Source organism: Streptococcus sp. 27098_8_12 (genome assembly GCF_041432115.1).
In the GTDB taxonomy this organism is placed as follows: domain Bacteria; phylum Bacillota; class Bacilli; order Lactobacillales; family Streptococcaceae; genus Streptococcus; species Streptococcus parasanguinis_V.
On sequence record NZ_JAPVZA010000001.1, the window covers coordinates 1 to 12,397 of the forward strand.

At 42.4% G+C, this 12,397-nt stretch carries 11 protein-coding genes; 3 read left to right on the top strand and 8 right to left on the bottom strand.

The genetic code is table 11. The features are described 5' to 3' along the window. The 3 genes from budA to O3629_RS00015 all read right to left on the bottom strand — a co-directional run. The coding region (gene budA, locus O3629_RS00005) for an acetolactate decarboxylase (protein WP_371608522.1) at window positions 1-714 on the bottom strand (714 nt) is incomplete at its 3' end. A 72-nt stretch (window positions 715-786) separates the two neighbouring features. Beyond that, the gene (locus O3629_RS00010) at window positions 787-2,016 is read right to left on the bottom strand and encodes a tetratricopeptide repeat protein (protein WP_371608523.1); all 1,230 of its coding nucleotides are present in this window, start codon (window positions 2,014-2,016) and stop codon (window positions 787-789) included. Beyond that, window positions 2,006-3,181: an AI-2E family transporter gene (locus O3629_RS00015; RefSeq protein WP_371608524.1), complete on the bottom strand. Its 1,176-nt coding sequence runs from the start codon at window positions 3,179-3,181 to the stop codon at window positions 2,006-2,008. Before O3629_RS00015 ends, O3629_RS00010 begins: the two co-directional genes overlap by 11 nt. A 168-nt stretch (window positions 3,182-3,349) precedes the next feature. Between O3629_RS00015 and O3629_RS00020 the strand changes: the two genes are divergently transcribed. Both O3629_RS00020 and O3629_RS00025 read left to right on the top strand, forming a co-directional pair. Beyond that, on the top strand, window positions 3,350-4,360 hold the full coding sequence (locus O3629_RS00020; protein WP_371608525.1) for a lactonase family protein: 1,011 nt from the start codon (window positions 3,350-3,352) through the stop codon (window positions 4,358-4,360). 95 nt (window positions 4,361-4,455) lie between these two features. Further along, window positions 4,456-4,641 (top strand): hypothetical protein, encoded by a 186-nt coding sequence (locus tag O3629_RS00025; protein WP_003002861.1) that lies wholly within the window; start codon window positions 4,456-4,458, stop codon window positions 4,639-4,641. A 104-nt stretch (window positions 4,642-4,745) separates the two neighbouring features. Here the strand turns inward: O3629_RS00025 and eno are convergent, their stop codons facing one another. After that, window positions 4,746-6,050: a surface-displayed alpha-enolase gene (eno, locus tag O3629_RS00030; protein WP_371608526.1), complete on the bottom strand. Its 1,305-nt coding sequence runs from the start codon at window positions 6,048-6,050 to the stop codon at window positions 4,746-4,748. Window positions 6,051-6,260: 210 nt separating this feature from the next. Here eno and O3629_RS00035 point away from each other — a divergent pair, with 210 nt between their 5' ends. Beyond that, window positions 6,261-6,713: a DUF1694 domain-containing protein gene (locus O3629_RS00035; RefSeq protein ID WP_371608527.1), complete on the top strand. Its 453-nt coding sequence runs from the start codon at window positions 6,261-6,263 to the stop codon at window positions 6,711-6,713. A 42-nt stretch (window positions 6,714-6,755) separates the two neighbouring features. On the opposite strand, the gene O3629_RS00040 is transcribed toward O3629_RS00035, so the two are convergent. The 4 genes from O3629_RS00040 to gyrB form a co-directional block, all read right to left on the bottom strand. Continuing rightward, window positions 6,756-7,871, bottom strand: coding sequence for a glycerate kinase (locus O3629_RS00040; protein ID WP_070665397.1), 1,116 nt, complete (start codon window positions 7,869-7,871; stop codon window positions 6,756-6,758). Next, window positions 7,856-8,524 carry a phosphoserine phosphatase SerB gene (gene serB, locus O3629_RS00045; protein ID WP_371608528.1) on the bottom strand — a complete coding sequence of 223 codons (669 nt, stop codon included), beginning with the start codon at window positions 8,522-8,524 and terminating at the stop codon, window positions 7,856-7,858. The genes O3629_RS00040 and serB overlap by 16 nt, the downstream gene beginning before the upstream one ends. 112 nt (window positions 8,525-8,636) lie before the next feature. After that, window positions 8,637-10,361 carry a septation ring formation regulator EzrA gene (gene ezrA, locus O3629_RS00050; protein WP_023918629.1) on the bottom strand — a complete coding sequence of 575 codons (1,725 nt, stop codon included), beginning with the start codon at window positions 10,359-10,361 and terminating at the stop codon, window positions 8,637-8,639. Window positions 10,362-10,447: 86 nt separating this feature from the next. Then, window positions 10,448-12,397 carry a DNA topoisomerase (ATP-hydrolyzing) subunit B gene (gene gyrB / locus O3629_RS00055; protein WP_070665399.1) on the bottom strand — a complete coding sequence of 650 codons (1,950 nt, stop codon included), beginning with the start codon at window positions 12,395-12,397 and terminating at the stop codon, window positions 10,448-10,450.

The window sequence follows — 12,397 nt, forward strand, 5'->3', positions numbered from 1 at the left end:
TTCTGCTTTATTGATGTCTTCTTTGACCTCATCAACATTGAATTTGGCAAAGAGGTACTGACGGTCTTGAACTGGGAAACGTTGATCCAGCTGATCGATAGCTCCCACCTCTACAATCCCTTCTGTGATGACAAAATCCATGACATGGCCACCAAAGGTGTGGTCATCTGAGATAAAGTGCAAATGATAACCAGCCACGCTCACGCCATGGAAAATTTCTGGTGTCCAAAAACCGACGATGGTTCCAGTGACATTTTCTCGTGTATACTCTGGCTGATGGGTTGCAACCTCTGCAAACTTCATCTCTGGTGTTGATTTTGGAATCATACGGACATGCATCTTGGCAAAGTCACCACGAATCTTAATGGAGCGGAAAAGATTTTCCCCATCATAATAAGACTCAATACGAGCTTCCAATTCCTCGTCTGTCATTTCAAAACGTTGGCGGAAAATCACTTCTGCTTGGTGAGGAACGACTGCTGCATAAGGAACCTTGGCATCCGGAGAAACTTCAACAATTTCAGGATGGTCGCCAGATCCCTTGGCCTGATATGCCTTACCATCTAATACGATCAACTCTCCATCAATAGAATCCAGCGTCCCAATTCCGAGGTTCCCATGTTCTAAGAGTTCTCCTATCGTAAATGACCCCCCGTACAGACCCGCCATTAGGGCACCTAAGGTATTGTATTGAAAAAGTTTCACTGGTTCCATGTTTTTCTCTCCTCATTCTATCTTCTACCAGTATACCACAAACTATTCCGAATCTTCACGATATGGTTTTGATTAGAGGCTATCATAGAGGGTTTGCATCTGCACATCGTCTGGTACGATCGCCAAATACTGATTAGCCACTTCACGCGCCTTCGTCACATCTCCAGCCTCACGCAACAAATAAACATAGGCTTCGAGGAATTCTGGGTTGTCCTTTAAATCCTCATAGAGCTCTTGGTAGGCTGAGACGGCCTCTTCTGTTTTCTCCAAGGCAGCCAAAGCACGGGCAATGTTCCAACGGGTGACAACCGTTTCGACTTCTTCATTTTGCCAATCCAAGACTTGGTCAAAGCGTTCCTGTTCCAAATAAAGGGTGGTCAGGCGAAGAGCAATCTCTTCTATATCATCTGCCACTTCTTTAGCCTCTAATAGATAAGCTTCTGCTTGCTCAGGTTGGTGGAGTTCATAAGAAAGCTGAGAAGCAAGGAGCTTCAATTGGGCATCAAATGGATTCTTCTGGATCCCTTGTTTAGCAATCTCAAGCGCTTTTTCACGGTCATTTTCAGCCTGTAAAGCTAAAGCATAACCATACTCATAGCCCTCAAAATCAGGCGACAAGGTATCAATTTGTTTGTAGTAGATCAGGGCTTTTTGGAATTCTTCTTGGTCAGACAATAAGGTCGCTAATTCGTAAGCAATCTGGTCATCAAACTCAATCTCCAGAGCCTTCTCTAAGAAAGGAACAGCTGCTTCAAACTTACCAAGATTGGCATAGGCAAACCCAATTCGTTGATAGGTGGAAATTCCTGTTGCTTCCAAAATCTCCCGATTGTCTAACTGGGCATACTCTTGGATAGCCTCTTGGTAGCGTTCCAATTCCAGATCAATTTCAGCTAGCCCTAATTGAATGATGGGATCATCAGACAAATGAGCAGCTTCAACTAATTTTTCACGCGCCACATCTGCTAGGCCTTCCATCTGATAGAGATCCGCCTTAACCAAGAGACTGGCTACATACCAGTTAGACTCAGGGCCAATTTCTTCTAAATATGCAAAGGCCTCTTCCGTTTGCCCTTCCTCTGCAAGGATGGTTGCCAAACTCAGATATACTTCTGGATAGGTTTCTGCAATCTGTTCATAAACCTCTTTTGCCTGAGGGTAAAAACCGATACTTTCAAGATATTGACCCAAATCCAATAATTGCGCTTTACTATCTTCTAACAAGGCCTTTTGAAATTGAACTTCTGCTTCTTCTAGCTCTTGCTGATCAAGAGCCTCTACCATTTGTTGACTATGACTCACTCTGTGTTTCCTCTTCTATTTCATTGTGTTCTTCATACAAGCCACTAACGACCTTATACCATTCAAAGATAGCTCCGATAACGACCTTAGCAGACGCATAGACCGGAATACCAAGGAAAACTCCCCAGATTCCAAACATAGATCCTGACGTCAAGAGCACAAATAAAATGGTAATCGGATGGATATTTAACTGACTTCCCAAAACCAAAGGTGATACGAAACGTCCTTCAATGGTTTGCTCCACTGCAAATACAATCAAGACCTTGATAAACATCTCTGGTCCTGCTACCAAGCCCAATACTAAGGCAGGTAACATGGCTAAGAAACTACCCAAGTAAGGGATCAAATTCAAGATCCCCGCAGAGATCCCAAGTGTCACCGCATAGCGCAAGCCAATGATCTTAAAGAAGATGATGAACATAATGGCGACGACAATGGCTACCGTAATTTGCCCTCGAACGTAGTTGGAGAGTTGGGTATTGACATCTGAGAGAACTTGCTCAGCCGATTTACGAATCTTAGTCGGTAAGAAGCGAACAATGTGGCCCTTTAAATTTTTTCCATCTCGAAGAAGATAAAAGACAATAAAAGGCATGATAATCAAGGCAACAATGACTTGCGAAGCCACCCCGATCAAGTTGCTGACCCAATTGACAGCCCGCCCGGAGATCGAACTCGCCCAAGAAGTAATGTTTGCAGACAGTTCCTTGGTGATCTCATCTAACTGAGGTTTGATATCAGAAGAGACGCGATTATCTAGAAAATCATCGATGGTTGCATTGGCCTTTTCCAAATAAGTTGGCAAGTTATGAAAGAAACTCACCACTTGTCGTTGGACGGATGGAATCACTACAGCTAGACCCCAAATTAAAAGCACTGCAATCAAGAAAAAGACTAAGGAAATCGCAAAAATCCGCTTGAGTCCTTTTCTTTCAAGAAAGTCAACAATAGGGTTAAGCAGGTAATAGAGCAAACCAGAGATAATAACAGGCAGCATGACTGCTCCTGCAAACTCAAAAATAGGAATAAAAATAAAGGTGATTTTACTCAAAACCAAAAGGTTCAAGCCCAACAGCAAGGTAACTAAAAATACGGTAATAGCCTTGTTGTCTAAAAACCATCTAAAAAACCAGGACAAACTAAACTGTTTTTCTTTATTATCCACAGAGAACTCCTTTTCATTTCAATCTGTTTCTATTTTAGCATTTTTTGAGCTTGAAGTTACGAAAAAACTAGCAAAATAAGAAAGAAAGGCCCTCGCCTTTTTAACTAGCAATTGCCTTCCAATAGGACCTTTGATATAATAAACCTAACAAATCATACGAGGTGACCTATGTCTCAAACCATTTATTTCGGTACCTATACCAAAAAAGAATCCAAAGGAATTTACAAGGCACAATTTGACCCTGAAACAGGGGCATTGAGCCAACTTGAACTAGTGGCAGCTGAACCCAATCCAACCTATATCGCTTTTTCTGAAAAAGGCAACCTCTACAGTGTCGGAGCTGAAGAGGGAAAAGGAGGAATCGCAAGCTTTACAGCTGATTTTCAGCCGCTCAATCACGTCGTTGAAGAGGGAGCACCACTCTGCTATGTCTCTGTCGATGACAAGCGTCAACTGGTCTATGGAGCCAACTATCACAAAGGCCAAGTTCTCGTATATAAGCTAGAGGCAGATGGGCGTTTGTCCTTTGTCGATCAAGATACCCACCAAGGAAGTGGTCCTCATGCCAATCAAGCAAGTCCACATACCCACTATGCAGACCTTACACCAGATCAGTACCTGATCACGTGTGACCTAGGAACCGACAGTTTGCATGTCTATGATGTCAGTGAGGAAGGAAACCTAACCCTGATCAATCAGTATCAAACAGCTCCAGGGGCAGGACCTCGTCACCTGGTCTTTCATCCTCACTATAAGACTGCTTATCTCATCAATGAATTAAATGCTACGATCGATGTACTCTTTTATGACGGTATGGGTGAATTCGAACACTTCCAAACTGTTTCTACACTTCCATCAGACTACGATGGTCAAAAATGGGCTTCTGCGATCAAGCTCTCAGCTGATGGAAAATTCCTCTATGCATCTAACCGTGCTCACAATTCCATCGCTGTCTTCAAAGTTGTGGCTGATGGTAGCCTAGAACTGATTGAAATTGTTCCAACTCAAGGGCTCAATCCACGTGATTTCACACTTAGTCCTGATCAAAACTATTTGATCGCAGCCCATCAAGATTCACCTAATGCCACCGTCTTCAAACGAGATTCTGCTAGCGGAAAATTGACCCTTCTATCCGACGACTTCTATGTTCCAGAGGCCGTTTGTACGGTTTTTCATTAAGTCGTTTTAGTTGTCAAACCTCTAAAAAAATGATTAAATAGATGAGAAAAAGGCGTGAGCCTGACTTCACAACTTATATTTTAGGAGACCCTAACATGAATCCATTGGACTTATTTAACCAAGTGAAAGAAATGATCGAAAAGAAAGATTTCGACGCTGCAAAGAAATTTGTTGATGACAACAAAGACAACCTCGGTGACTACCTTGAACAAGCCAAAGGGCTTGTATCTGGAAATGAAATGGTCAGCGGTGCCTTGGACAAAATCAAAGGCTTGTTCTAATAGAACTACTCCTCAACGCTTTAGTTGAGGAGTTTTTGTTTACCCCAATCGCAAAAAAAGATCCTTGAGAAAACTCAAGGATCTTTCTAGTCTAGTAAACTAGATTATTTTTTCAAGTTGTAGAATGATTTCAATCCACGGTATTCAGCTACTTCACCAAGTTGATCTTCGATACGAAGCAATTGGTTGTATTTAGCGATACGGTCTGTACGTGAAAGTGAACCAGTCTTGATTTGTCCTGCGTTTGTTGCAACTGCGATGTCAGCGATTGTTGAATCTTCAGTTTCACCTGAACGGTGTGATACAACGGCAGTGTAACCAGCTTCTTTCGCCATTTCGATAGCATCGAATGTTTCAGTAAGAGTACCAATTTGGTTAACTTTGATAAGGATAGAGTTAGCACATTTTTCTTCGATACCACGTGAAAGGTAGTCAGTGTTTGTTACGAAGAAGTCGTCACCAACCAATTGAACTTTACCACCAAGACGTTCAGTAAGAGCTTTCCAACCGTCCCAGTCGTTTTCGTCCATACCATCTTCGATAGTGATGATTGGGTATTTGTTTACCAATTCTTCAAGGTAGTCGATTTGTTCAGCAGCAGTGCGGACAGCAGCTCCTTCACCTTCGAATTTAGTGTAATCGTAAACTTTGCGTTCTTTATCGTAGAATTCTGATGATGCACAGTCAAATCCGATAAATACGTCTTTACCTGGAACATAACCAGCAGCTTCGATAGCAGCGATGATAGTTTCTACACCATCTTCAGTTCCGTCGAAACGAGGAGCAAATCCACCTTCGTCACCAACGGCTGTTTCAAGACCACGACCTTTAAGGATTTTCTTAAGTGCGTGGAAGATTTCAGCACCCCAACGAAGAGCTTCTTTGAATGTAGGTGCACCAGCAGGTACGATCATGAATTCTTGGAAAGCGATTGGAGCATCTGAGTGAGATCCACCATTGATGATGTTCATCATTGGAGTTGGAAGAACTTTAGTGTTGAATCCACCAAGGTAGCTGTAAAGTGGGATTTCAAGGTAGTCAGCAGCAGCACGAGCTACAGCGATAGACACACCAAGGATTGCGTTTGCTCCCAATTTACCTTTGTTAGGAGTACCGTCAAGGGCGATCATTGCACGGTCAATAGCTTGTTGGTCACGTACATCGTAGCCGATGATTGCTTCAGCAATAATTTTGTTTACGTTGTCAACAGCCTTTTGAGTTCCAAGACCACCGTAACGAGATTTGTCACCGTCACGAAGTTCAACTGCTTCGTGTTCACCAGTAGAAGCTCCTGATGGAACCATACCACGTCCATGAGCACCTGATTCAGTATATACTTCTACTTCAAGTGTTGGGTTACCGCGTGAGTCTAGGACTTCGCGAGCGTAAACATCAGTAATAATTGACATTTCTTACTCTCCTTATTGAGTTATATTTTTTACTCCTCTATCATATCGTAATTAGGCTATTTTTTCAAGAAAAAACAAGGAAATCTACGAAAATTGAGAAGTTTTTAACAAGAAAACGGTTCCACTTTCTTTTTTTCTTCTATTTCCCTCCTTATTTAATTTTTTCGCATTCTTCTATTCTTCTGCTACGCTTTATGCTATACTAAGCTTATGACAGATATTAATAAAACAATTTTAGAAAAAGCTGCTGGTCCTACTCGATTCAATCCGGATGAGCAGCGTCGATTTTTGGAGACATATGAGGAGCGGGTGATTGCTTCATGCACCTTGGAGGAGGCAAGGGACAAGATGTACCTGGAGCAGTATTCGACAATCCTCACTGATATTTCAGATCGCTTTCATCCTGTTTTGGTCAAGATCTCCCCAGCTTTAGATGAAAACAGCCAGCTACAATATTTGAAAAAAACCAAGGAACTTGGACTTGTGGCAAGCATCGTTTCGGATGACTGTCGTCATTCCCCCTTTGGTCTCATCATCCATACTGACCACCCATCTGGAATTTCACCAACAGACATGAATCTCCAGTATCCAAATTTATTTGAAAAGAAAGAAGAGACTGCCGGTCCAGAAAAGAAATCATTCTGGAAACGTCTCTTTAGCTAAAGAAAAACCAATGGAAGGGAACATCTCCTTTCCATTGGTTTTTTAGTTTGCTTTTATTTTCAAAAGGTTCCCAATATTTCGAGCGCAGGAAATCAGATTCCTTTCAGCATGAGCCAGTGCATCTGCTACCTCACAAGGACCAGGTACGATAGAGAAGGCAGCTTCAATGTGATGACTAGGAAAAGCAGGCAAATCCTCCGCTAAGCTACCACAAATAGCTATCACTGGGATCTTCTCTGGTGTTCGTTTGGCCACCCCGACAGGTGCCTTCCCAGAAAGGGATTGGAGATCCATCCTACCTTCCCCAACAACGACCAGATCAGCTTTTTGTACTTTGTGATTAAAGTCAATCAAATCGAGACTTTTTTCAATTCCTGAGGAAATCTGTCCTCCCGCAAAAGCGACCAAGCCAGCAGCCATGCCACCTCCAGCTCCGGCGCTAGGCATAGACAAAATTCGTGCATCAGCTAGCTGGTAAAAATCCTGCATAGCCTGATCAACAGCTGGAAACAGAAGGGGATTCAATCCCTTTTGCCCACCAAAGATATAGGTCGCTCCTTGACTGCCACAGAGAGGATTGGTTACATCCGTTAAGACTTGGAGCTCGATGTCTTGTAAAGCTTTTGGAACCGCACTGGTATCTATTCTAGCCACACGACCGAGCGAAGCCCCGACAGGACGAAGCAGATGGCCTTGATCATCATAGAAGGCTACCCCAAGTCCAGCAGCCATCCCAATCCCACCATCATTCGTTGCAGAACCACCAATTCCTACACAGATCGTTTTAACCCCTTGGTCAACCAATTGCAAAATAAGTTCACCAATTCCTCGCGTTTCCAGTTCAAGAGGATTTCGTTTTTCAGCTGGAATGGAGCCTAAACCAACAAGTGAAGCCATCTCAAAAAAAGCCATCTCATCTTTTTGGTAGTAAGACATTGAAACAGGCTGTCCAAATGGTCCGGTTACTTGAGTTTGGTACTCCGTTACATCCAGAACTCCAGCTAGGGTTTCCATGGTGCCTTCGCCACCATCCCCAATAGGAAGGAGATCAAAAGTTGCATCTGGTAGAGCCTCTTGAAATCCTTTTTTCAAGGCTTCTGCTACTTGTTTGGCAGATAAGGATTCTTTAAATGAATCCGGTGCTAGTAGGATATGCATGCTGTTTCCTTTCTATGCTGGTCTAGAATTTCAAGAACAAGGCTTAAATCCCTCTTCTCGATACAATATGGGGCTCGCTCAGCGACGATTGGCTTTGCCATAAAGGCAATCCCAATACCGGCTGTTTCAATCATCGGAAGGTCATTGGCACCATCACCCATCGCAATCGTCTGACTTCGTGGGACATGATTTTCTTTCGCCCACGTCAGGAGAGACTCTTTTTTCCTTTCAGGTGTGATTATCCCACCGAGGACTTTCCCTGTCAAACGGCCATCAGAAGCCTCTAAACGATTTGCTAGGACTAGATCAATTCCTAAAGACCTCGCAATAGGGTCGATGACTTCATGAAATCCCCCGGAAACAAGACCAACCTTGTAACCTCTTTGATGTAGTTCCGTGATTAATGTTTCAGCACCCGGCGTGACTTCCATCTGCTCCAAAATTTTCGGAAAGATAGAGGTCTCCAATCCCTTCAATAAAGCAACACGCGCCTCTAAAGATGCTGCAAAATCCAGCTCCCCATTCATTGCTTGGGCTGTAATCTCTGCTACTTTTTCTCCCACGCCAGCTTCTTGAGCTAGTAGATCAATCCCTTCCTGTCGGATCAAGGTTCCATCTACATCCATAACGAGAAGACCTGTTACTTCTTTCATCGCTTTCCTTTCTTATTTCTCCCTTACTATACAAAAATAGGGTTTAAATTTCAAGTTTCAATGATGATTTGAAGATAAAAAAATGACCTCCTAAAAGGTCATTTTTCTGTTATTAAAAGCGAATTTGCTCGCGGGTTTTTTCATAGGAAGTAACAAAGCGATCGGTTACGCCTGCTTCTACCATTTCCAAAGCATCTGAGATGACTTTGAAGGAAGCCGCATAGTCATATTCTCTTTCGAAAATATAAAGGGACTCATCAAAGGCTGCCTGTACATGATCATCAAATGAACGGTAACGGTTCGAGTATTGCAACAATTGTTCTGTTAATGTCGCATTTTGAACAATTCGATACGCCGCTTCTTCCAATTCATTCATATCATTGGTCAAGATTTCCAACAAACGATTGGTTGATTCGATGTTGATTTTATCCCCTTCCAACTCATCCATCAAAGCTTCTGTATTGTTACTTGCAGTGAAGAAAATTTCTAAGAATTCTTGAGGAATTCCTGGCAAGTTCCGTTTGTCCATATAGCGTTTAATGGCATGCAAACGGTTGGCATAGATGTTGACTTTTTGGCGAGCATTGGCATCGTCTTTTTCAATTTTTGAAAGGGAATCACTTAAGCCAATTTGCTCATCTTCGATTTCTTTCAAGCGAGCTTCGATAGCTTCTAACTCTTCTTCTACGATAGAATAGGCCTTTTGTGTTTCAGATGAATCTTTCAAGGCATCTTCTACCACATTTTCTTGTGAAGATAGCTCAGCTTCCAACTCTTTTAACTGTTGGCTGAAGCTTTCATTCAAGACGAATGTTTTACCGAGACGTTCCACTTCTGCCGCAAGCTTACTATTGTTATCTTTAGCATGTTTCAAATAGCCAGGCAGTTGTTTCACTAACTTCTTCACAACTTTTTGTGATTCAATTTCACGGGTAAAGATGTGATACAAAGCATCGATTTCTTCTTGAATTTGTTCATTTTCGTAAATGGCATTGTCCAATTCAAGGGCAGATACATTTGCCATATTGTTCTTCAAGGAAGCATGCAACTGTTGGAAACGAGATTCAATATCTGTTTCAGTGAAGTGGTAACCAGATTCCAAAAGCTTGCGGTAGCCACTTTCCAAATCCTCTAATTGGTCTGGAAGTTTTGCTTGAAGGGCAGTGACAATTTCTGGCACTCGCTCAACAATTTGTTTTAAGGCTACAATATGATTTTCAGCTGTATCAAGGATTTCAGCCGCTTCAACAGGGTCACCTGAAGAATTCAAGGTTACAAATTGTGAGAACTCAGATTGAATATTTCCAATTTGTTTTTCAATTTCAGGAAGCGCACTGCCATAACGATCTGGGTCTGAAGTGACTTCTTTTTGAAGTTCTTCAAACATATCCAAGGCATGAACCACACGACCGCTATTCTTTTGTTCCTGCTCTTCCAGATCAGAAAGGGCTTTGCGAATCGCCTTGATATCTTCGTCGATCAATTGGATCTGACTTTCGATATTGTCAATGGCTTGTTTAGCCTTCATGAAACGGAAAGAATTATTATAGCCTTCCGCTTCAAACAGATTGTTTTCAATATCAGCAAATGAATTTAAGGATAAATCTACCCATTTTTGATTCCATTCACGAAATGCAACTTGACTCTGACCAATCAAATGCATGTTTTTTACGGCCTCTACTTCATCGTTGACCGGAAGGTTGTATAACTTTTCTTTTCGTTCTTCCAGTGCTGCCAGTAAGGCTTCATTTCGTTTTCTCAAAATGACTGCAACCACATATCCTACAATCAAGATAAGGGCGACAATAAAGATGAGAACAATTAGTCCACTAGACATATAAAAACTCCTTCATCGTATTACTTGAACGTAATCCTAGTAATTATACCATAAAATATCCATTAATGGGAAGCGTTCGGTGAATTTTATACATCGAGTGTACTATATTCAGCGTTTTCTTCGATAAATTCACGACGTGGTTCCACACGGTCCCCCATCAACATATCAAAGATCTTATCTGCTTCCGCAGCATCGTCTACTGATACTCGTGCCATCAAGCGGTGTTCTGGATTCATGGTTGTTTCCCATAATTGGTGATCATCCATTTCTCCAAGCCCTTTATAGCGTTGGATGGTTGGTTTTGAGCGACCTTCTGAATAACGTTCCAAAGCTGCAGCTAATTCAGCTTCTTGGTTGGCACCAGGTTGGATATATTCTTTGATTTCACTACCGACTTTGACCCCATAGATTGGTGGTTGCGCGATGTAAACATATCCCGCTTCCAAGACTGGTTTCATATAGCGATAGATCAAGGTCAATAGAAGGGTTCGGATATGAGCGCCATCGACATCGGCATCGGTCATGATCACTAATTTTTGATAACGCGCTTTTGTAACATCAAATTCGGCACCAAATCCAGTTCCCATAGCAGTAAATAAACTACGGATCTCTTCATTGGCTAGAATTTTGTCCATACTTGCTTTTTCAACGTTCAAGATCTTACCACGGATTGGGAGAATCGCTTGGAATTCCCGATTTCGACCAGATTTTGCAGATCCTCCGGCTGAATCCCCTTCGACGATAAAGAGTTCTGTTTCTTGTGGATTATTTGAAGAACAATCTGCCAATTTACCAGGTAGGTTGGAAATCTCAAGCCCTGATTTCTTACGGGTTACCTCACGCGCTCGCTTAGCAGCCACGCGAGCTTTCGCTGCTAAAATCCCTTTTTCGACGATTTTCTTAGCAATTTGCGGATTTTCCAAAAGGAAATCAGAAAAGGCATCACTAAAGAGTCGATTGGTAATCTTAACAACTTCTGAATTTCCAAGTTTGGTCTTGGTTTGTCCTTCAAACTGTGGATTTGGATGTTTAACCGAGATCACTGCTGTTAAGCCTTCTCGAACATCTTCCCCAGTTAGATTGTCTTCGTTTTCTTTTAAGAGTTTATTTTTCTTAGCATAATCATTGATCACACGAGTGAGAGCTGTACGGAAGCCCTGTTCATGCGTTCCACCTTCATGGGTATGAATGTTATTCGCAAAACTCATGACCGTCTCATGGTAGCCTGTGGTATATTGCATAGCTACTTCAACGGTAATATCATCCATTTCCCCATCTGTATAGATGGGTTTTTCAAAGATGACATCTTTGTTTTCATTGATGTATTCAACGTAACTAGAGATCCCACCTTCGTAGTGGTAATGCTTTTCTTGCTCTAAGCCTTCTCGCTTATCCGTCAAAGAAATACGCAAGCCACGATTCAAAAAGGCTAATTCTTGAATCCGTTTATTTAATTTGTCAAAATCATACTCGGTGGTTTCCGTGAAGATTTCTGGGTCTGGAATAAAGTGGACGGTTGTCCCTGTCCGATCAGTCTCCCCGATGACTTTCAAATCATCCACAACGTGTCCACGTCGATACTCTTGGTAATGGATACTGCCATTTTTATAGACGCGAACATCGAGGGATGTGGAGAGGGCATTCACAACTGATGACCCTACCCCGTGAAGACCACCAGAAACCTTGTAGCCGCCTCCGCCAAATTTTCCTCCCGCGTGAAGCACGGTAAAGACAGTTTCAACGGCAGGTCGACCCGTCTTTTCTTGGATATCCACTGGAATTCCCCGACCATCATCGACAACCGTGATAGAATTATCTGCTTCAATGAAAACTTCAATATGGCTAGCAAAACCAGCTAAGGCTTCGTCAATCGAGTTATCCACGATTTCCCAGACCAGATGATGAAGACCTTCTTTTGAGGTAGATCCAATATACATCCCCGGACGCATCCGAACTGCTTCTAGTCCTTCCAAGACCTGAATCTGACTGGCATCATATTCTTGCGCTTGAATTTCTTGCTGTTTATCCTCTGTCAT

What these genes read in the sequence shown, in the direction of transcription:
- O3629_RS00040 (WP_070665397.1), bottom strand. Translation starts at nt 7,871, where the DNA reads ATGCATATCCTACTAGCACCGGATTCATTTAAAGAATCCTTATCTGCC.
- O3629_RS00035 (WP_371608527.1), top strand. Translation starts at nt 6,261, where the DNA reads ATGACAGATATTAATAAAACAATTTTAGAAAAAGCTGCTGGTCCTACT.
- serB (WP_371608528.1), bottom strand. Translation starts at nt 8,524, where the DNA reads ATGAAAGAAGTAACAGGTCTTCTCGTTATGGATGTAGATGGAACCTTG.
- O3629_RS00020 (WP_371608525.1), top strand. Translation starts at nt 3,350, where the DNA reads ATGTCTCAAACCATTTATTTCGGTACCTATACCAAAAAAGAATCCAAA.
- O3629_RS00025 (WP_003002861.1), top strand. Translation starts at nt 4,456, where the DNA reads ATGAATCCATTGGACTTATTTAACCAAGTGAAAGAAATGATCGAAAAG.
- eno (WP_371608526.1), bottom strand. Translation starts at nt 6,050, where the DNA reads ATGTCAATTATTACTGATGTTTACGCTCGCGAAGTCCTAGACTCACGC.
- gyrB (WP_070665399.1), bottom strand. Translation starts at nt 12,397, where the DNA reads ATGACAGAGGATAAACAGCAAGAAATTCAAGCGCAAGAATATGATGCC.
- ezrA (WP_023918629.1), bottom strand. Translation starts at nt 10,361, where the DNA reads ATGTCTAGTGGACTAATTGTTCTCATCTTTATTGTCGCCCTTATCTTG.